27 protein-coding genes are annotated in these 24,072 nt (G+C 69.8%); 8 read left to right on the plus strand and 19 right to left on the minus strand.

Features of this window, described 5'->3' with window-relative positions:
• Nucleotides 1–43: 43 nt before the first annotated feature.
• A complete protein-coding gene (locus G328_RS0105135) occupies nt 44–391 on the plus strand; it encodes a DUF4229 domain-containing protein (protein ID WP_019618274.1) in 348 nt (115 codons plus the stop codon).
• Here the strand turns inward: G328_RS0105135 and G328_RS0105140 are convergent.
• Genes G328_RS0105140 through G328_RS0105155 form a run of 4 tightly spaced genes read right to left on the minus strand, consistent with a single transcriptional unit; the run spans nt 388 to nt 3,999 of the window.
• Nucleotides 388–1,353 carry a 1,4-dihydroxy-2-naphthoate polyprenyltransferase gene (locus tag G328_RS0105140; RefSeq protein WP_019618275.1) on the minus strand — a complete coding sequence of 322 codons (966 nt, stop codon included), beginning with the start codon at nt 1,351–1,353 and terminating at the stop codon, nt 388–390. The genes G328_RS0105135 and G328_RS0105140 overlap by 4 nt on opposite strands.
• A complete protein-coding gene (locus G328_RS14325; RefSeq protein WP_019618276.1) occupies nt 1,331–2,593 on the minus strand; it encodes an AMP-binding protein in 1,263 nt (420 codons plus the stop codon). Before G328_RS14325 ends, G328_RS0105140 begins: the two co-directional genes overlap by 23 nt.
• A 10-nt stretch (nt 2,594–2,603) precedes the next feature.
• Complete coding sequence (locus G328_RS0105150) at nt 2,604–3,515, minus strand: 1,4-dihydroxy-2-naphthoyl-CoA synthase (RefSeq protein ID WP_019618277.1); 912 nt, start codon at nt 3,513–3,515, stop codon at nt 2,604–2,606.
• Between the two features lie 46 nt (nt 3,516–3,561).
• A complete protein-coding gene (locus tag G328_RS0105155) occupies nt 3,562–3,999 on the minus strand; it encodes a hypothetical protein (RefSeq protein WP_019618278.1) in 438 nt (145 codons plus the stop codon).
• 122 nt (nt 4,000–4,121) lie between these two features.
• Here G328_RS0105155 and G328_RS0105160 point away from each other — a divergent pair, with 122 nt between their 5' ends.
• Nucleotides 4,122–5,153, plus strand: coding sequence for an o-succinylbenzoate synthase (locus G328_RS0105160; protein ID WP_019618279.1), 1,032 nt, complete (start codon nt 4,122–4,124; stop codon nt 5,151–5,153).
• Nucleotides 5,154–5,185: 32 nt separating this feature from the next.
• On the opposite strand, the gene ccsB is transcribed toward G328_RS0105160, so the two are convergent.
• The 5 genes from ccsB to G328_RS0105185 all read right to left on the minus strand — a co-directional run bounded on the left by ccsB (nt 5,186) and on the right by G328_RS0105185 (nt 10,052).
• The gene (gene ccsB, locus G328_RS0105165) at nt 5,186–6,256 is read right to left on the minus strand and encodes a c-type cytochrome biogenesis protein CcsB (protein ID WP_019618280.1); all 1,071 of its coding nucleotides are present in this window, start codon (nt 6,254–6,256) and stop codon (nt 5,186–5,188) included.
• Nucleotides 6,257–6,320: 64 nt separating this feature from the next.
• On the minus strand, nt 6,321–8,015 hold the full coding sequence (gene resB, locus G328_RS0105170; RefSeq protein ID WP_019618281.1) for a cytochrome c biogenesis protein ResB: 1,695 nt from the start codon (nt 8,013–8,015) through the stop codon (nt 6,321–6,323).
• Nucleotides 7,999–8,796 (minus strand): cytochrome c biogenesis CcdA family protein, encoded by a 798-nt coding sequence (locus G328_RS0105175; protein WP_019618282.1) that lies wholly within the window; start codon nt 8,794–8,796, stop codon nt 7,999–8,001. The genes resB and G328_RS0105175 overlap by 17 nt, the downstream gene beginning before the upstream one ends.
• Nucleotides 8,797–8,814: 18 nt before the next feature.
• A complete protein-coding gene (locus G328_RS0105180; protein ID WP_040904880.1) occupies nt 8,815–9,408 on the minus strand; it encodes a TlpA family protein disulfide reductase in 594 nt (197 codons plus the stop codon).
• Nucleotides 9,405–10,052, minus strand: a complete 648-nt coding sequence (locus tag G328_RS0105185) for a histidine phosphatase family protein (RefSeq protein ID WP_019618284.1) — start codon at nt 10,050–10,052, stop codon at nt 9,405–9,407. Before G328_RS0105185 ends, G328_RS0105180 begins: the two co-directional genes overlap by 4 nt.
• Before the next feature lie 103 nt (nt 10,053–10,155).
• Here G328_RS0105185 and aspS point away from each other — a divergent pair, with 103 nt between their 5' ends.
• The gene (gene aspS, locus G328_RS0105190; RefSeq protein WP_026339665.1) at nt 10,156–11,466 is read left to right on the plus strand and encodes an aspartate--tRNA(Asn) ligase; all 1,311 of its coding nucleotides are present in this window, start codon (nt 10,156–10,158) and stop codon (nt 11,464–11,466) included.
• Here the strand turns inward: aspS and G328_RS14330 are convergent.
• Together G328_RS14330 and G328_RS0105200 are read right to left on the minus strand one after the other, a co-directional pair.
• Nucleotides 11,456–12,223: an aquaporin gene (locus tag G328_RS14330; RefSeq protein ID WP_019618286.1), complete on the minus strand. Its 768-nt coding sequence runs from the start codon at nt 12,221–12,223 to the stop codon at nt 11,456–11,458. The two genes, aspS and G328_RS14330, sit on opposite strands and share 11 nt — an antisense overlap.
• A gap of 169 nt (nt 12,224–12,392) precedes the next feature.
• A complete protein-coding gene (locus G328_RS0105200) occupies nt 12,393–13,163 on the minus strand; it encodes a DUF1345 domain-containing protein (RefSeq protein ID WP_019618287.1) in 771 nt (256 codons plus the stop codon).
• Nucleotides 13,164–13,277: 114 nt separating this feature from the next.
• On the opposite strand from G328_RS0105200, the gene G328_RS14335 reads away from it, so the two are divergent.
• On the plus strand, nt 13,278–14,354 hold the full coding sequence (locus G328_RS14335) for an acyltransferase family protein (protein WP_019618288.1): 1,077 nt from the start codon (nt 13,278–13,280) through the stop codon (nt 14,352–14,354).
• On the opposite strand, the gene G328_RS0105210 is transcribed toward G328_RS14335, so the two are convergent.
• The 8 genes from G328_RS0105210 to G328_RS0105245 form a co-directional block, all read right to left on the minus strand.
• On the minus strand, nt 14,351–15,754 hold the full coding sequence (locus G328_RS0105210) for a dihydrolipoamide acetyltransferase family protein (RefSeq protein ID WP_019618289.1): 1,404 nt from the start codon (nt 15,752–15,754) through the stop codon (nt 14,351–14,353). The genes G328_RS14335 and G328_RS0105210 overlap by 4 nt on opposite strands.
• 2 nt (nt 15,755–15,756) lie before the next feature.
• Complete coding sequence (locus tag G328_RS0105215) at nt 15,757–16,791, minus strand: alpha-ketoacid dehydrogenase subunit beta (protein WP_019618290.1); 1,035 nt, start codon at nt 16,789–16,791, stop codon at nt 15,757–15,759.
• Nucleotides 16,788–17,858, minus strand: a complete 1,071-nt coding sequence (locus G328_RS0105220; protein WP_019618291.1) for a thiamine pyrophosphate-dependent enzyme — start codon at nt 17,856–17,858, stop codon at nt 16,788–16,790. Before G328_RS0105220 ends, G328_RS0105215 begins: the two co-directional genes overlap by 4 nt.
• Before the next feature lie 211 nt (nt 17,859–18,069).
• The gene (locus tag G328_RS0105225; protein ID WP_019618292.1) at nt 18,070–18,516 is read right to left on the minus strand and encodes an Lrp/AsnC family transcriptional regulator; all 447 of its coding nucleotides are present in this window, start codon (nt 18,514–18,516) and stop codon (nt 18,070–18,072) included.
• Between the two features lie 35 nt (nt 18,517–18,551).
• On the minus strand, nt 18,552–18,785 hold the full coding sequence (locus G328_RS0105230; RefSeq protein WP_019618293.1) for a glutaredoxin family protein: 234 nt from the start codon (nt 18,783–18,785) through the stop codon (nt 18,552–18,554).
• Nucleotides 18,782–20,014, minus strand: a complete 1,233-nt coding sequence (gene nhaA / locus G328_RS0105235) for a Na+/H+ antiporter NhaA (RefSeq protein ID WP_019618294.1) — start codon at nt 20,012–20,014, stop codon at nt 18,782–18,784. Before nhaA ends, G328_RS0105230 begins: the two co-directional genes overlap by 4 nt.
• A 171-nt stretch (nt 20,015–20,185) precedes the next feature.
• The gene (locus G328_RS16150; protein ID WP_005504750.1) at nt 20,186–20,284 is read right to left on the minus strand and encodes a 30S ribosomal protein bS22; all 99 of its coding nucleotides are present in this window, start codon (nt 20,282–20,284) and stop codon (nt 20,186–20,188) included.
• 85 nt (nt 20,285–20,369) lie between these two features.
• Nucleotides 20,370–20,567, minus strand: coding sequence for a helix-turn-helix domain-containing protein (locus G328_RS0105245; RefSeq protein WP_026339667.1), 198 nt, complete (start codon nt 20,565–20,567; stop codon nt 20,370–20,372).
• A 240-nt stretch (nt 20,568–20,807) separates the two neighbouring features.
• Between G328_RS0105245 and G328_RS0105250 the strand changes: the two genes are divergently transcribed.
• The 4 genes from G328_RS0105250 to mtnN are packed head-to-tail and all read left to right on the plus strand — an operon-like array spanning nt 20,808 to nt 24,065.
• Nucleotides 20,808–22,175 (plus strand): TrkH family potassium uptake protein, encoded by a 1,368-nt coding sequence (locus G328_RS0105250; protein ID WP_019618296.1) that lies wholly within the window; start codon nt 20,808–20,810, stop codon nt 22,173–22,175.
• Nucleotides 22,168–22,839 carry a potassium channel family protein gene (locus G328_RS0105255; protein ID WP_019618297.1) on the plus strand — a complete coding sequence of 224 codons (672 nt, stop codon included), beginning with the start codon at nt 22,168–22,170 and terminating at the stop codon, nt 22,837–22,839. Before G328_RS0105250 ends, G328_RS0105255 begins: the two co-directional genes overlap by 8 nt.
• Nucleotides 22,840–22,899: 60 nt before the next feature.
• Nucleotides 22,900–23,361 (plus strand): S-ribosylhomocysteine lyase, encoded by a 462-nt coding sequence (locus G328_RS0105260; RefSeq protein ID WP_019618298.1) that lies wholly within the window; start codon nt 22,900–22,902, stop codon nt 23,359–23,361.
• Nucleotides 23,358–24,065 carry a 5'-methylthioadenosine/S-adenosylhomocysteine nucleosidase gene (mtnN, locus tag G328_RS0105265; protein ID WP_019618299.1) on the plus strand — a complete coding sequence of 236 codons (708 nt, stop codon included), beginning with the start codon at nt 23,358–23,360 and terminating at the stop codon, nt 24,063–24,065. Before G328_RS0105260 ends, mtnN begins: the two co-directional genes overlap by 4 nt.
• The last annotated feature ends 7 nt before the right edge of the window (nt 24,066–24,072 follow it).

Raw genomic sequence — 24,072 nt, forward strand, 5'->3', positions numbered from 1 at the left:
GCCTTGACGTTGCGTCTGCACCGACGTTCGTAGACTGGTGCCGATGAAGACCTCGCGCGCCTGGATTATCTACACGGTCGTACGGCTGCTCGCATTCGCGGTGCCGTTCGTACTCGTGATGCTGCTGTTGCCGAACCTCCCCTACAACTGGATCATCGCCGTCGTCGTCGGCTCGATCGTCGGTTTCACGGTCTCGATCATCTTTCTGCGCGACGAGCGGCTCGAGATCGGCGGCTCGATCATGGCCGCGCGCGAGGGCCGCGCCCCGAAGGGTCGCGACGCCGAAGAAGAGGATGCGCTGCTCGACGAGGCGGAGGATGCGCCGGCCGACGAGGAAGCGGCCGAGGACGACGAGCCGGAAGCCGAGGCTGCGCCGGAGTCCGATCGCTAGAACGGCGTGACGGCGGGCGTGATGTTCGGGATGATCATGCCGGCCGCCATGATGATCGCCCACACGAGCGAGCCGATCGAGGTGAGCTTCAGCGCGAGAATGAGGTCGCGGGGCGCGTCGGTGGTCGACGTGATGACGACGGCCGGGCCGATGATGAGCAGCGCGAACAGGGCGAAGCCCGTGAGCGGATACACGAGCAGGAACATCACGGTCGCGACGAACGGCAGCAGCGCGAATAGCCCGAACCCGATCTTGCCCGCGCGGCGACCGATGCGCACCGCGAGGGTGCGCTTGCCCGCCGCACGGTCTTGGTCGAGGTCGCGCAGGTTGTTCACCATGAGCACTGCGCAGGCGAACAGGCCCGCGGCGACGCCGAGCACCCACGCGTTCGAGGGCACGAACAGCAGCTGCGTGTAGGCGGTTCCGGCGACCGCGACCAGCCCGAAGAAGATGAACACGAACAGCTCGCCGAGCCCCGCGTATCCGTAGGGCCGCTTGCCGCCCGTGTAGAACCAGGCTGCGATGATCGCGAGCGCGCCCACCGCGAGCAGCCACCACTGCTCGGTGCGCACGACGAGGAACAGGCCCGCGACCGCCGCGAGCCCGAAGAAGAAGAAGGCGACGCCGCGCACACGCTTCGGCTCGACGAGGCCGCCGCCCGTAAGCCGGGCGGGGCCGACGCGCACGTCGTCGGTGCCGCGCACGCCGTCGGAGTAGTCGTTCGCGAAGTTCACACCGATCTGCAGGCACACGGCGACCGCGAGCGCCGCGAGCCCGCGCACCCAGTGGAACTCACCAGGCGTCACGGTGACCGCTGAGGCGAAGCCGAGCACGACGGGCGCGAACGCGAGGGGCAGGGTGCGCAGGCGCGCGCCCTCGATCCAGTCTTTCGCCGTCACCGGGCGGGAGTTCGCCTTCGTGCGGGGCTTCTGGGTCGGGTTACTGCGCTTCTGCTTTGCCACCTTGCGATTGTACGGCGAGGCCGTCGGCGAGCGCTCGCACGGCCGCGCGGTCGGGCTTGCCGCTCGCGAGGCGCGGGAGCTCGGGCACGCGCACGAGCAGCGCGGGCCGCGCGGCCCGGCCGAGCGGTTCGAGGGCGGCGAGGATGCGCGGCCAGGGTTCGGCCGCCACCAGCGTCGCGTCGCGGGTCGCGGCGTCGACCGTCGGTGCCGCGACTTCGGGGTCGGCCGCGACGAGCGCGACCGCCTCGCCCCACTCGCGGCTCGCAACTGGCACCGCGACGACGTCGGTGAACGCCCCGGTTGAGGCCGCGGCAAGCGTCACCTCGTCGAGGTTCACCTTGAGCCCGCCCGAGATGATCACGCTGTCGAAGCGGCCCGTCACCGCGACGGTGCCCGTCTCGTCGACCGTGCCGGCGTCGCCCGTTCGGTACCAGCGCTCCCCCGCCTCGTCGGTGACGAACGCGGCGCCGGTGCGGGTCGGGTCGTCGAGGTAGCCGACCGCGAGCGAGGGCGACGCGACCCAGAGCTCGCCGTCGACGGCGCGCATCCGCACCCCCGGCAGCGGGCGCGCGTTGTACGCGGCGCCGCCGCTCGTCTCGCTCGAGCCGTACGTCGTCACGGCGTTCCAGCCGAGCTCGCGGGCGCGGGCGAGCAGGTCGCGGGGCGTCGCCTGGCCGCCGACGAGGATCGCGTCGAAGCGGGCCATCGTCGCGTCGAGGTCGGGCGTTGCACCGGCATCGGCCGCGTCGACGAGCCGGCGCAGCTGCGCGGGCACGAGCGACACGTAGCGCCGCTCCCCCGTGAGCCTGCTGGCGTCGGCGACGAAGCCCTCGGGCGTGAAGGCGCCCGGGCTCGCGACGACCGGCGTCGTGCCCGCGACGAGCGAGCGCACCAGCACCTGCGCGCCGGCGATGTAGTGCCCGGGCAGGCACAGGAGCCACTGGGGGCGCGCATCCGCGTCGCCGCCGAGCTCGCCGAGCCGCTCGTGCGTCGCGGCCGCGGCGGTGCGCAGGCCCGCACCCGTGAGCATGACGCGCTTCGGCTTTGCGGTCGAGCCGCTCGTCTCAATCACGAGCGCGACCCTGTCGGGCACGCGCGCGCCGGCGAGCTCCGGCGTCGCCGCGTCTTCGCCCGCGGGGCGAGGGAGGAGCGCCGGGCCCTGCCCCGCGAGCGCCTCGCGGAGCTCGGCGAAGAACTCGAGCGGGTCGGCGACGGCGACCTCGCGCAGCGGACGAGTCACGCTCGCCGCCCTAGTAGTACCAGGGGAACGGGCCCCAGTCGGGGTCGCGTTTCTCGAGGAACGCGTCGCGCCCCTCGACCGCCTCATCGGTCATGTAGCCGAGGCGCGTCGCCTCGCCCGCGAACAGCTGCTGGCCGGCGAGGCCGTCGTCTTGCAGGTTCATCGCGAACTTCAGCATGCGAATCGCGGTCGGCGACTTCGTGAGAATCGTCTCGGCCATCTTGAGCGCCTCGACCTCGAGCTCCGCGTGCGGCACGACGCGGTTCACGGCGCCGACCTCGTAGGCGCGCTGGGCGTCGTACTCCTCTGCGAGGAAGAACGCCTCGCGGGCGAACTTCTGCCCCACCTGCTTCGCGAAGTACGCAGAGCCGTACCCCGCATCGAACGACCCGACGTTCGCATCCGTCTGCTTGAACTTGCCGTGCTCGCGCGAGGCGATCGTGAGGTCGGTGACGACGTAGAGCGAGTGCCCACCGCCGGCCGCCCAGCCGTTCACGACCGAGATCACGACCTTCGGCATGAACCGAATGAGCCGCTGCACCTCGAGAATGTGGAGCCGCCCGGCCTTCGCCTGGTCGACCGTGTCGGCCGTCTCGCCCTCGGCGTAGCGGTAGCCGTCGCGGCCGCGGATGCGCTGGTCGCCTCCCGAGCAGAAGGCGTGGCCGCCGTCCTTCGGGCTCGGGCCGTTGCCGGTGAGCAGCACAACGCCGACCTTCGGGTTCTGCCGGGCGTCGTCGAGGGCGGTGTAGAGCTCGTCGACGGTCTTCGGGCGGAACGCGTTGCGCACCTCCGGACGGTCAAACGCGACGCGCGCGATGCGGCCCGTCGTGTCGAGGTGGTACGTGATGTCGGTGAACTCGAATCCCTCGACGGCGCGCCAGCGCTCGGGGTCGAACACGTCGGAAACTTGCTCGGTCGTCATGCCCTCAACCGTAGTCGTCGGGCGGGACCCACTTGTAGCCGGGCGCCTACCAGTCGATGGGGGCGTCGGGCAGCGTGCCGCCGTTCAGGATGAACTGCAGGATCGTGTTGAGCACGAGCCACGCGGGGGCCGCGCCGACGATGAAGCTGCAAATGAACGCGAAGATGCCGGTGCCGCGGCCCGACTTGAAGAAGATCGCGTAGAGCGCCGCGGTGATCGACGCGAAGCCGAGCGTGCCGGCGATGAGAATCCACATCTGCAGCTCGAACTGGCGGCCGATGCCGAAGAAGTTGAACAGGTACAGGCCGGCGATGACGTCGGCCGCGAGCGTGAGCACCGCGCCGAACATCGCCCAGTGGCCGACGCGCCAGCCGAGTGGATTGAGCATCTGGTCGACCCACGGCAGCGGCACGACGGTCGCGTGCCGGTACTCGGGGTCGCGCACGCGGCGGGGCTTGCTCGCGACGCTCTGCTCGATGGCCATGGGAATCCGTTCGGTACCGCGGGTTGGTGAACTTGCCGAGTTTGTCTCGTGTAACGAAACCCAAGTGTAGTGCGCACTCGTCACGGGATGCGCCGACGCGGTGCGCGCGCGAAGATGAGCGTATGACCGCTGCCGCCCTCGTCCCCATCGACGACCTGCTCGCCCGCACGCACGTCGTATCGCTACCGCTCAACACCCGGTTCCGCGGCGTCACCCATCGCGAGGCCGCGCTCATCGAGGGCGATCAGACCGTCGATGGCGTGCCGGTGTGGAGCGAGTTCTCGCCGTTTTTTGAGTACGAGACCGCCGAGGCGGCGAACTGGCTCGCGGCCGCGCTCGAGTACGCGTTCGCGCCCGACCTCGACCGCTTCGCGGCCGGGACGGTGCCGGTGAACGCGACGGTGCCCGCCGTCGAGGCAGCGGCCGTGCCAGCGGTGCTCGCCCGCTACGACGGGTGCGAGGTCGTGAAGGTGAAGGTCGCCGAGCGCGGGCAGCGGCTCGCCGACGACCTCGCGCGGCTCGAGGCGGTGCGGGCCGCGGCGCCGGATGCGCGCCTGCGAATCGACGCGAACGCCGGCTGGTCGGTAGCCGAGGCCGCCCGGGCCCTCACCGCCTTCGCCGACGCCGGCTTCGAGTTCGAGTACGCCGAGCAGCCGGTCGGCACGGTCACGGAACTCGCCGCGCTACGCCGCGAGCTCGCCGGCCGACCCGCCGCGGGCATCCGCCTCGCCGCCGACGAACTCGTGCGCAAGGCCGACGACCCGCTCGCGGTCGCGCGCTCGGGCACCGTCGACCACCTCGTCGTGAAGGCGCAGCCGCTCGGCGGGGTGCGCCGCGCGACCGCGATCGTGCGCGAGTCGGGACTCACCGCGACCGTGTCGAGCGCGCTCGACACGTCGGTCGGCATCGTCATGGGCGCGCAGCTCGCCGCCGGTCTCGCGAAGGCGGGGCTGCCGGTGTTCGCCGCGGGGCTCGGCACCGTGTCGTTGTTCGCCGACGAAGTCTCGGAGCCGCGTCGCCCCGTCGGCGGGCGCATCTCGCTCGCGCCGGTCGTGCCCGACGCGGCGGCGCTGCGCGAGCACGCGGCCACGCCCGACCGGGTCGCCTGGTGGCACGCGCGCATCCGCGCCTGCCACGCGGTGCTAGCTGGCTAACTGGCTGGCTGGCTGGTTGCCGAGCGGGCGGGCTACAGGCCCGAGTAGGCGTGCAGGCCCTTGAAGAAGACGTTGACGATGCCGAAGTTGAACATGACCGCGGCGAAGCCGGTGATCGACAGCCACGCCGACGGCGAACCGCGCCAGCCCTTCGTGCCGCGGGCGTGCAGGTAGCCGGCGTAGACCACCCAGATGATGAAGGTCCACACCTCCTTGGTGTCCCAGCCCCAGTAGCGGCCCCACGCCGCCTCGGCCCAGATGGCGCCTGCGACGAGCGTGAAGGTCCAGAAGATGAACCCGACGACGTTCACGCGGAACGAGAGGTCTTCGAGGCGCTCCGAACCGGGCAGGGCCGACATCGGGCCGCGGCGCGAGCTGCCGAGCCCCGCGCGGATGCGCGCCTCGCGTCGCTGCTGCAGCAGCTGCAGCACCGAGAGCGCGAAGCCGAGGGCGAGGAACCCGGTGGCGAGCGACGCGATGAAGACGTGCACGACGAGCCAGCCCGACTGCAGCGCGGGCTGCAGCGGCATGACCTCGACGCGGAAACCGACCGTCGCGATGCCGAGGAACAGCGTCACCATGCCGGTGACGAACGTGCCGAGGAACCGCAGGTCTTGCCAGAACTGCGACACGAGGAACACGAGCACGATGAGCATCGTCGCCGTGAGCGTGAACTCGTACATGTTCGACCACGGCACACGCCCGGCCGCGAGGCCGAGCGTGAGCGCCGACGTGAAGTGCGCCGCGAAGCCGATGAGCGTCGCGACCATCGCGACCGGCAGCATCCGGGTGGCGCGGCGGTCGCGCCACGTCGCGCCGTCGGACTTCGTCGAGGTCGACTTCACGCCGCTGTCGGCCGACGCGTCGGCGGCCTTCGACGTGACGATGCCCGAGTCGGCGGCGGCCTGGCCGACGTTCGCGCCGACGAGCTCGCGGGCGGTCGCGCCGACCGCGGAGCCCGCGCTGCGGGCCGCGGCGGCCTTCTTCGCCTCGGCCGACCCGCGGTTCGCGAGGTCGAGCGCGAACAGAATGAACGCCACGGCGTAGACGCAGATCGTCACGTAGTAGGCGGTGTCAGACCAGGTGATGAGCGATTCGATCATTGGGTGAGCTACTCAGGGCGGGGTGTCCCGCCCGTCTTTCTGGGCGTTAACGTGGCCGCCCGGTTCACGACTTGTCGCGCGCTGAATCGGCCGCGGCAGGGTTCTTCAAGGATACGAGTTGTTGCGTGCAGGCGTCCACGAGTTCGTTGATCGCCCGCGCGAGCTGCGGGTCTTCGCCGCGCGCGAGGCCGGCGAACTCGACGAGCAGGCCGTCGCCCGAGCGCTGCACCTTCACCCACGCTCGGCGGCGGGGCACGAGCAGCGACGCGATGAGGCCCGCGATCGCGAGGAACACGCACACGGCGACCGGCACGCGCGTGTAGTCGCGGTGCACGTCGAACGAGGCGTAGCGGGGCACCTCGGCGTCCATCGTGATGCTCCCGAGGCCGTTCGGCAGCTCGACCGTCTCGCCGGGGCGCAGCGTCACGCCCTCCACGTCGGTGCCGCGGCCCGCGACCTGGGTCATGTTCTCGGTGTCGAGGCGGTACACCGACGTCGGAATCCCGTCGTCGAGCCCGAGGTCGCCCGTGTACACGTTGAGCGTGAGCATGGGGTCGAGCAGGTCCTGGTGCACCGACGTGTACGCGCCCGAGTCGAGCTGCTGCGCCGTCGGATAGAAGAAGCCGACGAAGCCGACCTGCTCGGCGAGCCCGTCGGGAACCTTCACCACGCCGGTCGACGTGAGCTGCGTATCCTGCGGGATGAACACGACCGAGTCGTGGAACACCTCGTTGCCGTCGGGGTCGCGCACCGTGATCGTGGGCGCGTAGCCGTTCGCGAGCAGGTAGGTGTCGGTGCCGTCCATGCGCAGCGGGTCGTTCACGCGCACCGTGTCGGTGTACGCCTCCTCGCCCGGATGCTGCACGGTGACGTGCGCCGTGTAGTCGATCGGAATGCCGATCGCGTTCTCGTTCTCGGTCTCGTAAGTGACGTCGAGCTTGTCGAGGCCGAGCGAGAAGCCCGGAATCTGCGACGGCGTGAAGAACCGGCCGGGCGTGAACGACGAGTAGCTCACGAGGCCGTTCACGTAGGTCTGCCCCTCGACGAGCACCCGCTGGCCGTGCCAGTTGAAGCCCGAGAGCACGCCGACCGCGATGATCACGCCGAGCATCGCCGTGTGGAAGATGAGGTTGCCGGTCTCGCGCAGGTAGCCGCGCTCGGCCGACACCGAGATCGTCGCGGCGCGCTTGCCGCGCTCGGGCGTCTCGAAGAGCTCGGTGCGGTACCGCCGCGAGCGCAGCTGCTTGCGGGCGAGGTCGACGATCTCGCCCTCGCGGCCGAGCCACCGCTCGTCGAGCCGCACGGTCGCGTACGCGTCGAGGCGCTCGAGGCGAGCCGGGGTGCGCGGCGGCTTCGAGCGCAGCGCCCGCAGGTGGTGGGCGGTGCGGGGCAGGATGCACCCGACGAGCGACACGAACAGCAGCAGGTAGATCGCCGAGAACCACCACGACGAATAGACGTCGAACATGCCCCACTGCTCGAGCACGGGCGCCGTGTCGGGGTGGTCGGTGAAGTACTGCGTGACGCCGTTCGGGTCGCTCGAGGTCTGCGGCACGAGCGAGCCGGGCACCGCAGCGATCGCGAGCAGCAGCAGGAGGATGATCGCCGTGCGCATGCTCGTGAGCCAGGTCCAGATGGCGCGCAGCGGGGCGAGGATGCGCGCGGCGGCGCCCCGGGGCTTCGAGCCTCGGGGGGCGGTGCGGGTGCTTGCTTCGAAGCCCGGCTTGCCGGCGTCGTAGTGATCAGAGGGGCGCGACATATCCGGGAAGAATAGATCCGATGTAGGAGACGAACATCTGCCACACGCCCAGAATCATGAGCAGGCCGATGAGGATGATGAGGCTCGCGCCGACGATGTTGATCGTGCGCAGGTGCCGCTTGAGCCAGCCGATCCAGCCGGTGGCCGAGCTCCAGAACACGGCGGCAAGCACGAACGGGATGCCGAGGCCGAGGCAGTAAACGAACGCGAGCAGCGCCCCGCGGCCCGCCGAGGCGGAGTCGAACGAGAGCGTCTGGATCGCGACGAGGGTCGGGCCGATGCAGGGCGCCCAGCCGATGGCGAAGATCGCGCCGAGCAGGGGCGCGCCGACGAGGCCCGCCGGGGCGCGGTTGAACTTCACGGTGCGCTGCCACGGTCCCGACACGCCGAGGAACACGAGGCCCATGAGCAGCACGACGATGCCGAGCACGCGCATGATCGGGTCTTGGTAGCGCAGGAACCACACGCCGAGCTGGCCGAAGAACGCGCCCGAGATGACGTAGATCACCGAGAACCCGAGCACGAACAGCGTCGCGCCGAGGGCGACGCGCGAGCGGGCGGGGCGGGTCACGACCGCCGTGCGCGTCGCTGCCTGCTGGCCGCGCGCATCCGCGGCACTCTTGTCGCTCTTGCGGGTGTCGCTCACGGCGCCGAGCAGGCCGATATAGCCGGGAATCACCGGGAGCACGCACGGCGATGCGAACGAGATGAGGCCCGCGAGCAGCGCGATCGGCAGGGCCGCGAGGAGCTGGCCGCTGATGATGACTTCGCCGGGGGACACGAGAACGCTGCGCTGGGGCTATTCGGCGAGCGCGTCGTCGATCATCGAGCTGAGCACCGACGGGTCGGCGACGCCGCGAATGACGGCGGCGACGGCGCCCGTGCGGTCGAGCACGAGGGTGGAGGGGATCGCCTGCGGCGACACGTTGTCGGCGAACGCGAGGCGCACCTCGGCGCCCTCGACGTCGAGGATGCTCGGGTAGGTGATGCCGAACTCGTCGGCGAACGACTGTGCGGTCGCCGCCTGGTCATAGACGTTGACGCCGACGAACTGCACGCCGTCGTCGGCGTACTCGGCGCTCGTCGCCTGGAGGTCTTCGGCCTCGATGCGGCAGGGCGGGCACGCCGCGTACCAGAAGTTCACGACGATGACGTCACCCTCGTAGTCGCTGCTCGAGAAGGTGTCGCCCGACTCGGTCGGGCCCGAGAACTCGACGGGTGCGTCGCGCTGGTCGGCTGGGAAAACCTCCCACGAGCCATCGCCCGAGACGTAGCCCTGATCGGCGTCGGCCGCGTACTGCTGGGCGAACTCATCGTTCGCGCAGCCGCTGAGGGTGAGGGCGGCCGCGAGGCCGAGCGCGGTGATCGCCACCGCACGCTTGCGTGTTTTCACACAGCTCCCTGGTCAATAGCCGCGGCGAGTTCGGCCGCGGCGGGTTCGTGATAGTCGGCTTCGCGGAAGCCGGTTGCCGGGTGGTATTCGAGCACGGTGATGCTCGACAGCGCGCACCGGCGCTTGGCCGGGTTGTGCGGGAGGGGCTGGTGGGTCAGTGCCCGATGCACCATCCAGATCGGCAATTGATGCGACACCACGATAACATCGGCGCCCTCCGAGGCCGCCGCCTGCTCGAGCAGCGCCGCGCGCATCCTGGCCACGATTTCACGGTATGGCTCGCCCCAGCTCGGGCGCCAGGGCTGCAGCAGGTGCTTCCAGTGCCGCGGCTCGCGCCACGCGCCGTTGCGGCCGCCGAGGCGCTCGCCCTCGAACTCGTTCCAGGGCTCGATCACGCGGTCGTCGATCACGGGCTCGAGGCCGAACGCCTTTGCGATCGGCGCGGCCGACTCGCGCGTGCGCTGCAGCGGCGAGACGACGAGGCGACCGGCGGGCACGCCGCGGGCGGCGAGGTCGTCGGCCGCGAGCTGCGCCATGCGGTGGCCGCGCTCGCTCAGGCCGTAGTTCGGCAGGCGTCCGTACAGAATACCCTCGGGGTTCTCGACTTCGCCGTGCCGCACCAGGTGGATCCGCTGCCCTTGCATGGGGTCAAGCCTATCGAGGTGCGGCTGCGTCATCGCCAAGAGGTGCGGCTGCGTCATCGCCAAGAGGGAGCGTGGTTTCGCCCCGGGCGACTAGGATGGCGGGGTGACTCAACGAACCGTGATTTCCGCACTTGCCGCGCTCGAGGATGGACCCGTCAAGGTTCAGGGCTGGGTAGACACCGTCCGCGATCAGAAGAAGGTGCAGTTCGTCGTGCTTCGCGACGAGACCGGCGCCCTGCAGCTCGTGAACCCCCGTAGTGAGGGGCGCGAGGCGATCAGCGACACGATTTCGAGCCTCGCCCAGGGCACGATGCTCACGATCACGGGCGACCTCAAGCACGACGAGCGCGTGAAGCTCGGCGGCCTCGAGGTGAAGGTCGGCGAGATCACGGTGGAGTCGGCAGCCGACCCCGAGACGCCGATCGCCGACGACTCGTCGATCGACAAGCGCCTCGACTGGCGGTTCCTCGACCTGCGCACGCCCCGCAACAACACCCTCTTCCGCGCGCAGACGACGTTCACGCACGCGATGCGCGACTACTGGTACGAGCGCGACTACATCGAGGTGTTCACACCGAAGCTGATGGCGACGCCGTCGGAGTCGAACGCCGAGCTCTTCAAGGTCGACTACTTCGACCGCCCCGCGTACCTCGCGCAGTCGCCGCAGTTCTTCAAGCAGATGGCGCAGTCGTCGGGCTTCGGCAAGATCTTCGAGATCGGCCCCGTGTTCCGCGCTGACCCGTCGTTCACGTCGCGCCACGCGACCGAGTTCACCGGCGTCGACGCCGAGATCTCGTGGATCGACTCGCACGCCGACGTCATGGACATGCAGGAAGAGCTCATGCGCGTCGCCCTCGCCGCCGTCGCCGAGCGCCACGGCGAGGCGATCAAGGAGCACTTCGGTGTTGAGGTGAAGGTGCCCGAGGCGGCCTTCCCGCGCATCCCGCTGCTCGAGGCCCGCGAGATCGTGCAGTCGCGCGGCCACAAGTTCGAGCGCGACGACCTCGACATGGACCCTGAGGGCGAGCGCGAGATCGGCCGCTGGGCACTCGAAGAGCACGGCAGCGAGTTCGTGTTCCTCACCGACTACCCCGCGTCGATCCGGCCGTTTTACCACATGCGCCACGACGAGGATGCGTCGCTCACGAAGTCGTACGACCTCGTCTGGAACGGCGTTGAGATCTCGACCGGCGCGCAGCGTGAGCACCGCCTCGACGTGCTCGAGCGTCAGATCGTCGAGAAGGGCCTCGAGCCCGAAGAGCTCTCGTTCTACCTCGACTTCTTCCGGTACGGCGCTCCCCCACACGGCGGCTTCGGCATGGGCCTCGCCCGCATGCTGATGCTCATGCTGCACCAGCCGAACCTGCGCGAGGTCACCTACCTGTTCCGCGGCCCGAACCGCCTCACGCCGTAGCCTCAACGCTCGGCGCCGCCGTCGCGACGGTCGCACGTGCCCGGTCGAACAGCGGCCGGTACGTGAGGCCGGCGATGAGCGCGCCGAGCGTGGGGAACACGAGGAACACCCAGAGCTGCGCGAGCGGCTCGGCACCACCGAACACCGCCGTCGCGATCGAGCGCGCCGGGTTCACCGAGGTGTTCGAGACGGGGATCGTCGCGAGGTGAATCAGCGTCAGCGCGAGCCCCGCGAACTTCGTGCCACGCGTGGCGTGGGTGACACCGAGAATCACGTAGACGAACAGCGCCGTGAAGACCGTCTCGACGATGATGACGGCGCCGAGGCCGAAGCCGCCCGGCGAGAGCGCGTCGTACCCGTTCGAGGCGAACCCGCCCTGCTGGGCCGCGGCGAGCCATCCCTCGGGGCCGAAGAAGCCAATCGCGACGAGCACCGACGTCGCGAGTGCGCCGCCGACGATCTGCGCCGCGACGTAGCCGACGACGCCCGACCAGGGGAACCGGCCGGCCGCGGCGAGGCCAACCGTCACCGCGGGGTTGAAGTGCCCGCCCGAGATCGGGCCGAACGCGTACGCGCCGGCGATGACGGCAAGGCCGACCGCGAGCGCGACGCCGACGAAGCCGACGCCGAGCGAGGTGCCCTCGGGGCTCGCACCGAAGTTCGCGGCGAATAGCGCCGTGCCGATCACGCCGAGCACGAGGAGGAAGGTGCCCGCCGCCTCGGCGACGAGAGTGGCGACTGGTGTGGGTGGGGTCATGGCGTTCTGCTTTCGTGCCGGTGGGCGCGATGGCACGGTACGAGCCCCGGTGAGTAATGTCCGAACCCGACACTAATCAAGCAGCCACGCGAGCGCTAGCACGTTGCGAACTATTTCGCCAGTGAGGGTGTCCTAAGTCACGAGTGAAGCGCTGCGACTCCCGCTGCAACTAGCTGAGCACGGCGGGCAGCGCCACCGAAATCACGAGCGCGATGATGACGGTGTTGAACACGTAGGCGAGCACGTTGTGGGTGAGGGCGTTGCGGCGGCCGGCACGGCGCACGAGCAGGCGTGGCGCGAGGTTGTAGCCCGTCGACACCTGCACCGACAGCAACACGAAGTCGAGAAACACGGGCGGCTCGATCCAGTCGTCGAGTGCGTCCGACTCGAGCGCGAGCGTCGCCCAGTCACGCATGTAGCGCACGGCGAACGCCATGACGATCATGATCCACGAGCCCACCATCGCCGCGAGCGCGCCGTAGGTCACGAGCGGCTCCTCGCGCACGCTCGGCACGAGCACGAACACGACGACGCAGGCGAGCGAGATAAAGCCGGCGCCGACCGCGGTCGACACCTCATCGACCCCGTAGCGCCGCAGGCGGCGCTCTTCCTCGGCGTTGCGCGGCGATGAGAAGCGCGCGACCGCCGCGAGGTCGTCGCCCTCGAGCCCGCGGAACGCGAACAGCGTGAGCGGCACGTAGATGACGACGTTGATGAGCTGCATCATGCCGTAGGCGATGACGAGCGGAACCGCGGTGCGGCGGAACGCATCGCTCGCCGATGTCGCCTCGTCGACGTCGCGGAGCCCAAAGTAGATCGCGGGCACGAGCACCGAAATCGCGATGACCCCGACGATCCACTGCCGGCGGTCTTCGCGCGCGAGCCACCGCGGCGCGGTCGCCCGCTCGCTGCCGCCGGGAAGCGCATCCTGTGTCGTCATCTCCGCGAGCCTAGCGAATCGCTTCGACCTGGGCATTGCTGTGCTTGCTCCATTCTTGGGCACATTCAGGGGATGCACACGGGGCACGGAGTCGCGGTCGGTACTGTCGCGCGGATGAAATCTCTCGGGGAGCAGCTTTCGGGCCGCGACAACGGGCTCGATGTGATTCGGCTGACGCTCGCGGTGAGCGTCATCATTTCGCACACCCATTTCCTCGGGGGCTACGACGCCGACCACCCGCTGCGCGCGATCGGCGACTGGGCCGTCGGCGGCTTCTTTGTGCTGAGCGGGTACCTCATCACCGCCTCGGGCGTGCGCACGCGCCTGCCGGCCTTCCTCTGGCGCCGCGCCCTGCGCATCCTGCCCGCGTTCTGGTGCGTGCTCGTCGTCACCGCCTTCGGGCTCGCACCGCTCGCGGCGATGCTCGAGGGGCACGGCTACAACTTCGGCAGCGCACTCGGCTACGTCACCGACAACTTCTGGCTGCGCATGAACCAGACGGGAATCTCGGGCACGCTCACCGACGTGCCGTTCCCGAACACCTGGAACGGCGCGCTGTGGACCCTCATGTACGAGGGCCTCGCCTACCTCGCCGTCGCGCTCATTTTTCTCGTGCCGTGGGCTCGCCGGCACCTGCGCATCGTCGCGCCCGTGCTGTTCGTTGCCGCGACCGTCGCGCTCCCCCTCGCCGAGGGGCCACTCGGCGTCACGACGACGCTCTACCTCAAGGCGTTCGAACTCGCCGGGTACTTTACGGCGGGGATGCTCGTCTACGCGTTCCGCGACCTGGTCACGGTCGAGCCGTGGGTGCCGTTCTTCGCCGTCGCGGCGCTCACGGCACTTGCCACGGTCGGCTGGGGCTCGTACCTACTGCCGCTGCCGATTGCGCTGCTCGCGCTCTGGCTCGGCGCCGTGCTGCCGCTGCGCGCGCCCGGCGGGCTCGACCTCTCGTACGGCATCTACATCTGGGCGTTCCCGATGCAGCAGCTCGTCGTGCTCTGCGGGCTCGCGTGGCTCGGGCCGTGGGTCACGGCGCTCATCGCGTTCGGGGTGACGCTGCCGCTCGCGTTCGGCTCGTGGAAGCTCATTGAGGAGCCGGCGCTGCGGCTGCGACACCTCCCGCGCCGGGCGACGCGGGAGACACCCGATGCGCGCCGACGCGAGCCGGCGCCAGCCCTCGCCGCCCGTTAGCGGTCGAGCAGCTGCAGCTCGGGGTTCTCGATGCGGTCGGTGACGAAGGTGAGGAAGTCGCTCGCCTCCTGCCCGTCGCACACGCGGTGATCGAACACGAAGCTGAACGTCGCGACCTTGCGCACCGTGAGCTCGCCTTCGACGGCCCACGGCCGCTCCTTGATGCGCCCGATGCCGAGCATCGCCGCCTCGGGCAGGTTGATGATCGGCGTCGCGCCATCGACACCGAAGCCGCCGTAGTTGTTCAGGGTGAACGTGCCGCCGCGCAGCTGCTCGGGCGGGAACTTCCCCTCGCCCGCGGCCGTGACGACCTTCGCGATCGCGTCGCGCAGCTCGGGGAGGTCCATCGACTCGGTGTGGTGCACGACCGGCACCGCGAGCCCGCGCGGCGTCTGCGCCGCGAGCCCGAGGTTGATTCGGCCGTGCTCGACGACGGCGTCGCCGTCGAAGGTCGAGTTGAGGCGGGGGTAGCGCTTGAGCCCCTTGACGACGAGGCGGCCGATGAGCGTCGTGAAGCTGAACTTCTCGCCCGTCGCGCGCTGCAGGCGGGCCCGCAGCTCGGCGAGCGGGGTCACGTCGACGTCGAGCCAGATCGTCGCCTTCGGCACCTCGGCGTGCGAGGCGGCCATGTGCTTCGCGGTCACGGCGCGCATGCCGGTGAGCGGGATGCGCCGGTGGGCGAACTCATCGGGGTCGCCTGGGGCGGTGGCAGTGTCGTCCGCCGCGAAGTCTGCGGTCGCGGGCACCTCTTCGCGGAGCTTCGCGATCGCGTCGCGCACGTCGCCGCGCAGCACGAGCCCGTTCGGGCCGCTCCCGCTGAGGTGGCGGGCGTCGAAGCCCGCGTCTTTCGCCTCGCGCCGCACGAGCGGCGACATGACGGGCGAGTTGCGCGTCGCGTCGAGGTGCAGCTTCGAGGGGTCGGCGGAGCGGTGCGCGGCGGCATCTTTCGCGAGGCCGGCCGGGGTGGCGCACGTGCTGCGCCGCTTGAAGCGCCCGCCCTCGGGTCGGCGCAGCCGTGCCTCGGCGTCGTTCGTGCCGTAGCCGACGAGCACGGCGCCCGAGGTCGACTCGACCGCCGTCCCGTCGGCGCGCTCGGCCGGGGCTGGCTGCCGCGCATCCAGTTCGGGAGTCGCCGGGGCCGGAGCATCGGTAACGGCTTCGGCCGCAGCGCCCACCGTCAGCAGCACATCGCCCGCGTTGAGGGTGTCGCCGACCTCGCCGCCGAGCGCCGAGACCGTGCCGGCGTAGGGCACGGGGAGCTCGACGATCGACTTCGCCGATTCGACCTCGACGACGATTTGGTCGATCGTCACCTCGTCGCCGACTGCGACCTTCCAGTCGACGATCGTCGCCTCGACGAGGCCCTCGCCGAGGTCGGGCAGAATGAATTCGCGGGTCATGGTCACCACTCCCAGGTGTCGAGTGCGGCGAGCACGCGCTCGGCCGTGGGCAGGTAGTACTCCTCGAGCTTCGGCGAGGGGTACGGGATGTCGAAGCCCGCGATGCGCAGCACGGGCGCGTCGAGCCAGTGGAAACTGCGCTGCATGACCCGGGCCGCGACCTCCGCGCCATAGCCGCCGAACTTGGCGGCCTCGTGAATCACCGCGGCGCGGGAGCACTTGCGCACCGACGCCGAGACCGTCTCGTCGTCAAACGGCGAGAGCGAGCGCAGGTCGATCACCTCGATGTCGAGGCCCTCCTCAGCCCCGAGTTCGGCGGCGCGCAGCGCGACCTCGACGGTTGGGCCGTAGCCGAGCAGCACGACGTCGCTGCCCTCGCGGAGCACCCGGGCGCGGTTCCAGTCGACCCCGGCCTCATCGCGACGCACCTCGCCGCGCTGCCAGTAGCGGCGCTTCGGCTCGAACACGATCACGGGGTCTTGCGAGTCGATCGCGTGCCGCAGCTGGTGGTAGGCGTCGTGCGCGTTCGCGGGTGACACGACCGTGAGCCCCGGGGTGTGCGCCCAATACGCCTCCGACGAGTCGGAGTGGTGCTCGACGCCGCCGATGCCACCGCCGTAGGGGATGCGAATGACGAGCGGGAGCTCGACGCGGCCGCGCGTACGGTTGCGCATCTTCGCGACGTGCGAGAACACCTGCTCGAGGGCGGGATAGCTGAAGGCGTCGAACTGCATCTCGACGACTGGGCGTATCCCCGCCATCGCCATGCCGATCGCGGTGCCGACGATGCCCGACTCGGCGAGCGGCGAATCCCACACGCGCGCCGGGCCCCACTTGTCGCTGAGCCCGCTCGTCACGCGGAACACGCCGCCGAGCGGCCCGACGTCCTCGCCGTAGATGACGACGCGGTCGTCGGCCGCGAGCGCGTCGTCAAGCGCGGCGTTGAGCGCCGCCGCGATGCTCAGCGTCTCGACGCGGGGCTCGCGGGTCGCGGCGACGGCCGCGGTCTCGTTGGTGGCGGTGTCGATCATGCTCATGCCTCCCTCGTGGCGAGCTCGGCCGCGAGCGCGTCGCGCTGTTCGCGCAGCGACGCGCGCGGCTCGGCGTAAACGTGCTCGAACAGCTCGAGCGGGTCGACCGTGACGTCGTCGTTCATGACGTCGCGCGTGAGCTGCGCGACCTCCTCGGCCTCGGGCACGTCCGGCACCTCGCCGGTCGCCGCGAGGTAGCGCTCGAGGCGAGCGATCGCATCCTTTTCGCGCCACGCGTCGGCCTCGCTCGCGTCGCGGTACCGGGTGGGGTCGTCGGAGTTCGTGTGCGCCTCGAGGCGGTACGTGACGGCCTCGATGACGGTCGGCCCCTCCCCCGCACGGGCGCGGGCGGCGGCCTCGCGCACGACCGCGATGACAGCGGCGACGTCGTTGCCGTCGACGCGCACGCCCGGCATGCCGAGGCCGACGCCGCGGTCGGCGATCGAGCGCGAGCGCGTCTGGTGGTGCAGCGGCACCGAGATCGCGTACTGGTTGTTCTGCACGAAAAAGACGGTCGAGGTCTGCCACGTCGCGGCGAAGTTCATCGCCTCGTGCGTGTCGCCCTCGCTCGTCGAGCCGTCGCCGAGGTACGCGAGCGTGACGGTGTCGCGGCCCTGCAGCCGCTCGCCGTGCGCGAAGCCGACGGCGTGGAGCGCCTGGGTCGCGAGCGGTGTCGAGAGCGACGAGGCGTGCCACTCGTACGGGTCGTAGGCGACGTGCCAGTCGCCGCGGAAGAACGCGAGAATGTCGCGCGGGTGCATCCCGCGGGTGAGCAGCGCCGACGATTCGCGGTACGTCGGGAACAGCCAGTCGTTGTCGGCGAGGCCGAGCACCGACCCGACTTCGCCGGCCTCCTGCCCGTAGGCCGAGGGGTACGTCGCGAGGCGGCCCTGGCGGGTGAGGGCGGTCACCTGCGCCTCCCAGCGGCGGGCAATCACCATCTTCCGGTACGCCTCGACGAGGGTTTCGCGGTCGGGCATCGCGAGGTCGTGCTCGACGGGTTCGCCCGCGGAAGTCAGCAGCTCGATTGGGGTTTCGCTCGGCAGCAGCGAGTTGACATCGTTGTCACGCATGCCTCCAGGATGCGCCGGGTCGCGCCCGCGTTCGAGCGCTTGCGGCCAGGTGCGGTCACCCTGCCCATTCGTCCGACACCTTTCGCCGTCCGTCCGGCCGAACCCCGCCTATCCGCCCATCCGTCCGCCCCGAAGCCTTCAGTTCAGTGGACTGAAGTTGCTGTTTTGAAGCTTCAAAACAGCAACATTCGACCACCGAACTGGGGGGGGTCTAGTCGCCGAGGGGGTCGCGGGAGCGGTCGTCGATGATGAGATGCGTGCGCACCGACGCGACCCCGGGCATCCGGAGCACGCGCTTCAACACCGTGTTGCTCAGTTCGTCGTGCGTCGGCGCCGCAATCTCGACGACGTAGTCGACGTCACCCGCGATCGTGTGCACTCGCGTGACGAACGGCACCTCGAGCAGGCGGTCGGCGAGGTCGGCACCGGCCGCCGTCGCGCCCGTGTCGACCACGAGCAGCGCCCGCACGGGGAAGCCCGCGGCCGCGACATCGATCTGCGCCGAGAACCCCTGAATGACGCCCCGCTCGACGAGGCGCCGTACGCGCTCGTGCGCCGACGACCGCGACACGTGCACCTCTTCGGCGAGCGCGCGAATCGACAGCCGCGCGTCGCGCCGCAGCGCCCGCACAATCGCCCGATCGATCTCGTCTCGCATCGTTCGAGTATCCCAGAGCCGCCACGCAGCTGGCGTCAGCCCGCGAGCGCGCCCCGAAGCCGGTCGCGGTCGACGAACCAGGTCGCGTGCTGCTCACCGTCGATGACGACGACCGGAATCAACTCGCCATATCGGCGCTGCAGGTCGGGGTCATCGAGGATGTTGTGCCGCCGCAGCTCGGCGCCCGCGGCCGCCGCTTCGGGCACGACAATCGCGGCCGCGTCCTCGCAGAGGTGACAGCCGGGCTTCTCGTAGAGGTCGACGATCACGGGAGCTCCATGTGGGTCGTGTCGACGGCGTCGTTTCGGTGCGCGCGGGCCCGCACCCGCAGCGTGCCCACCGCGACGACGGCCGCGGCGAGCGAACCGAACAGCACGCCGAGGTGCGCGTACTCGAGGAAGGTTTCGTCACTGCGGAACGCGAGCTCGCCGATGAGCAGCGACACCGTAAACCCGATGCCCGCGAGGCCGCCGAGCGCGGCGATGTCGGCCATGTTGAGCTGCCGCTCGAGCCGGAACATCGGCAGGCGGTGCAGCACGAGCACGGTGAGGAAGATACCGATGGGCTTGCCGATGAGCAGGCCGAGGAAGGCGCCGAGGAAAACAGGATGCGCGATCGCGTCGGTGAAGCTGCCCGCCCCCGGCGCGAACGGCACGCCGGCGGCGAAGAAGGCGAACACGGGCAGCGCGACGCCCTGCGAGATCGCGTTCCAGTCGTGCTCGAAGTCTTCCGCGAGCGAGATCTTGTCGCCGCGTCGAGGTAGCGCGGGCACGACGAGGCCGAGCAGCACGGCGGCGATCGTCGCGTGCACACCCGAGAGCAGCATGAGCCACCACGCGACGAGCGCGAGCGGAATCAGCAGCCAGATCTTGTTGATGCCGCGGTTCACGAGCAGCGCGTACAGCCCGATCACGACGAGCGAGCCCGCGAGCGCGAGGAAGTTCAGCGCGGCGGTGTAGAAGATCGCGATGACGACGATGCCGAGCAGGTCGTCCATGACCGCGAGCGTGAGCAAGAAGGTTCGGAACGCGCTCGGCAGGCCCTTGCCGACGACCGCGAGCAGCCCGAGCGCGAACGCGATGTCGGTCGCGACCGGAATCGCCCATCCCTGCATGCCGTCGATGCCGCTCGTGCCGACGACGATCGCGTACGTGATCGCCGGCACGGCCATGCCGCCGACGGCCGCGGCAATCGGCAGCGCAGCGGTCTTCGGGTCGCGCAGCGCGCCCGTCACGAACTCGCGCTTGAGCTCGATACCGACAACGAAGAAGAAGATCGCGAGCACGCCGTCGCTCGCCCAGTGCCCGATCGACATGTGCTCGATGCCGAGCGCGGGAATCGGCAGGTCGAAGTCGCGCACCGACTCATAGAACGGCGCGAGCGGCGAGTTTGCAATAATGATCGCGAGCACCGCGGCGACGAGCAGCAGCGTGCCGCCAACCTTGCGCGAGTTGAGTCGCTCTTTCAGCGAGAAGGTGTCATCGGGTCGACGTGCCATGCGGGCCTCCGGCGGGTTGGGAAAACGAACGAGTCACCGCTGACCAGACTTCCCAGCACACCGCGACCCAGTGTACGCGCTCGAGCAGGCGGCGGATACGCGGGGCCGAGCGAGCGCGAAGGAAACGAGTGAGGGGCGCCGGCAAGAACCGGCGCCCCTCACTCACAGCGGCTACTTCTTGTTGCGACGCTGGTGACGAGTCTTGCGAAGCAGCTTGCGGTGCTTCTTCTTCGACATGCGCTTGCGGCGCTTCTTAATCACTGAACCCATAGTTATTCCTTAGATCTTGCGGGATGCGCGCGGGCGCCTACGTGCGCGCGCAGGCACATCCGCCGATTTTACACCCGAGGGGGCGTCAGGCGCGCTCTTCGCTGCGAATCCCAGCGATGGCGTCCTGCACTGCTGACTCCGGCACGCGATACGAGCGCCCAAACTTCACGGCGGGCAGGTCACCCGCGTGCACCATGCGGTAGATGGTCATCTTGGAGACGCGCATCAGCTCCGCGACCTCGGCGACCGTGAGGAAGCGGACGTCAGACAGTTCCGAATCCATGTATTCCCCCTGGAAGTGGCGATAGTGCCGCATGTGACGCTTGTGAACAGAGTGCTGGCTTAACACTAGAGTGTTGCTCCCAGAATCTTCAAGCCTCGGGTATATAGAGCCCCGCTCTTCACCCCCCCCTGGGTCCGCCGTGTTGCGAGCTTCTCGCACGCGAGTACGATCGCTGTCATGCCGAGTCGGTCAGAGCATCGACGCTCACCGCTGGTGCGCGCTCGAGAGTGGGCCACCAGCATGAGCACGCACTCTCCGAGTCGCTTCGCCGTGCTGGTCTTTACCGGCATCATTTTCTTCTTCGCGTTCCTACTCATGCTCCCGATTTCGGCGGCGGATGGGCAGGCCACGCCGTTCCCGCAGGCCCTGTTCACGGCGGTGTCGACGATCTGCGTCACGGGGCTCGCGGTGGTCGACATGGCGACGCACTGGTCGGCGTTCGGTGACGCGGTCATCTTTATTGGCCTGCAGGTGGGCGCGATCGGCGTGCTCACGCTCGCGTCGATTCTCGGCACTGCGGTCACCCGCAAGCTCGGGCTGCGGCAGAAGCTCATGGCAGCGTCCGACGGCAATTCGCTGCGCATCCATTCAGGCCCCGTCTCGGAGTCGCAGGCGGTGCGCCTCGGCGACATTCGCGGCGTGCTCGTCACGGTCGCCGTCTCGCTCGTCATCATCGAGACCGTCATCGCGCTGCTCATCTGGCCCGTGCTGCTGCTTGAGCCGGGCTACGGCGACTGGTGGGTCACGCTGCGCGACTCCTTCTATTACGCCGCGAGCGCGTTCACGAACACGGGCTTCACACCGAACGCCGAGGGGCTCGCGCCGTTCGACCACAACCTCTGGATGCTCATCTGTCTCATGACGGCCGTGTTCATCGGCTCGATTGGGTTCCCGGTGATCTTCGCGCTCACCCGCTGGGTGCGCACCCGCCAGCGCCTCAGCGTGCACGTGAAGCTCACGCTGAGCACGACGGTGATTCTCTTCTTCCTCGGCTGGGCCGCGATCTACCTGCTCGAGTTCGACAACACGAAGACGCTCGCCGGGCAGGAGTCGTGGTTCGCGCCGTTCACCGCCGGGTTCACGTCGGCGATGACGCGCTCGGGCGGCTTCTCGACCGTCGATATCGCGTCGATGAACGACTCGACGCTCACCGTCATGAGCATGCTCATGTTCGTCGGCGGCGGCTCGGCCTCGACCGCGGGCGGCATCAAGGTGACGACGATCGCGGTGCTGTTTCTCGCGGCGGTCGCCGAGGCGAAGGGTGTGAAGGACATTCAGGCGTTCAACCGCCGGATTCCGAACGACGTGCTGCGCCTCGGCGTCGCCGTCGCGCTCTGGGGCGCGACGATCGTCGCGGTCGCGTCGATCACGCTCATGCACCTCACGGGCACCGAGTTCAAGTACGCCCTGTTCGACACCATCTCGGCGTTCGCGACGTGCGGCCTCTCGACGGGGCTCACGCAATCCCTGCCCGATGCCGGCGTCTACCTGCTCACCGCGACGATGTGGTTGGGTCGGGTCGGCACCGTGACCTTCGCCGCCGCGGTCGCCTCGAGCGACCGACGGCAGCTATACACGCTTCCCGAAGAGAGGATCATCGTTGGGTGAGGCAATTTCCCCGAACGCGCCGGTGCTGCTGATCGGCCTCGGCCGGTTTGGCGCCGCGACCGCGGGCCAGCTGCAGCGGCTCGGGCGCGAGGTGCTCGCGGTCGACACCGACGCGACGCTCGTGCAGAAGTGGGCCGAGCGCGTGACACACGCCGTGCAGCTCGACGCCCGCAACATCGACGCGCTCAAGCAGATCGGCGCGCAGGAGTTTTCGATCGCGGTCGTCGCCGTCGGCACGTCGATCGAGGCGAGCGTGCTCGTCACCGCGAACCTCGTCGACCTGAAGATCCCCCAGATTTGGGCGAAGGCGATGTCGACGACGCACGGGCGCATCCTGCGCCGCATCGGCGCGCACCACGTCGTGTTCCCCGAGGCCGAGGCGGGCGAGCGCGCGGCGCACCTGCTCAACGGCCGGATGCTCGACTTCATCGAGTTCGACGACGGCTTCGTGCTCTCGAAGATGTACCCGCCGAAGCCGATCCGTGGCATGACGCTCGCCGAGTCGGACATCCGCTCGAAGTACCGCGTGACGGTCGTCGGCGTGAAGTCGCCCGGCGAGGAGTTCACGTATGCCGAGCCCGCGACCCGCATCTCTGACCACGACGTGATCATCGTCGCGGGCGTGCCCGAAGACGTCGAGCGGTTCTCGAGCCTGCAGAGCTGACCCGGAATCACGGTTCTGGGCGGCCCCGGCCCTTCGGCAACTAGGCTCGGGGCCATGCCTATGAATGTCGAGTCGTTCAATCTTGACCACCGCGCCGTGCGGGCGCCGTACGTGCGCATCGCCGACCGCAAGGAGCTGCCGGGCGGCGACACGCTCGTGAAGTACGACGTGCGCTTCGCGCAGCCGAACGTCGGCCACCTCGAGATGCCCGCGGTGCACTCGATCGAGCACCTCACGGCCGAGCTCATGCGTAATCACACGGAGCAGCTCATCGACTTCTCGCCGATGGGCTGCCAGACCGGCTTTTACGCACTCATGCTTGGGGGCGAGACCGACGAGTTTCTGCCGCTGCTGCAGCGCACGTTCGAGGACATCCTCGCCGCGACCGAGGTGCCCGCGGCAAACGAGGTGCAGTGCGGCTGGGGCGCGAATCACTCGCTCGCCGACGCGCAAGCGGCCGTGCGCGAGTTCCTCGAGGCCCGCGACGAGTGGCTCGTCGTGACCGACGACGACGCCCGATGATCGTCGTCTTCGCGGCAATGCCCGAAGAGGCGGCGCCGTTCGTCGAGGTGCTCGCCGACGCCCGCGAGGTGCCGACGCCGTTCGCGGCGACGCGCGCCTGGACGGGCCAGCTTGAGGGGCAGGATGCGGTGGTCGCGACGACCGACATCGGTCTCGCGGCGGCGGCCTCGGTCGCGGCCTGGGCGCTCACGACGTGGACGCCGCGGCTCGCGATTTCGGCCGGCACCTGCGGCGGGCTCGCGGCGGCGACCCGCGTCGCCGAGGTCGCGGTCGCCGATTCGGCGACCTACGGCACGGCCGACGCGACCGAGTTCGGGTACGAGCGCGGCCAGGTGCCGCGCCAGCCCGTGCGCTTCCCCGTGAGCGAGCGGGCGCTCGAGGCGGCGCGCGCCCTCGCCGCCGCGCCCGAGCGGGCCGAGACCGGCACGCGCTGGCACGTGGGGCGCATCCTCTCGGGCGACACGTTCGTGACCGCCCGCAACGTCGCCGACATGCGCGAGGCGTTCCCCGACGCGGTCGGCACCGACATGGAGACGTGCGCGATCGCGCAGGTCGCCCACTCGCTCGGGGTCGAGTTCGCCTCGGTGCGCGGCATCTCCGACCTCTGCGGGCCCGAGGCGGGCGCCGATTTCCACGTCGGCGTCGACGTCGCGGCGGCCGCGAGCCGGGATGCGGTGGTGGCGCTGCTCGGTGCGCTCGACTAACTGGGAG

The organism is [Zimmermannella] faecalis ATCC 13722 (assembly GCF_000381765.1).
Lineage (GTDB): Bacteria > Actinomycetota > Actinomycetes > Actinomycetales > Microbacteriaceae > Gulosibacter > Gulosibacter faecalis.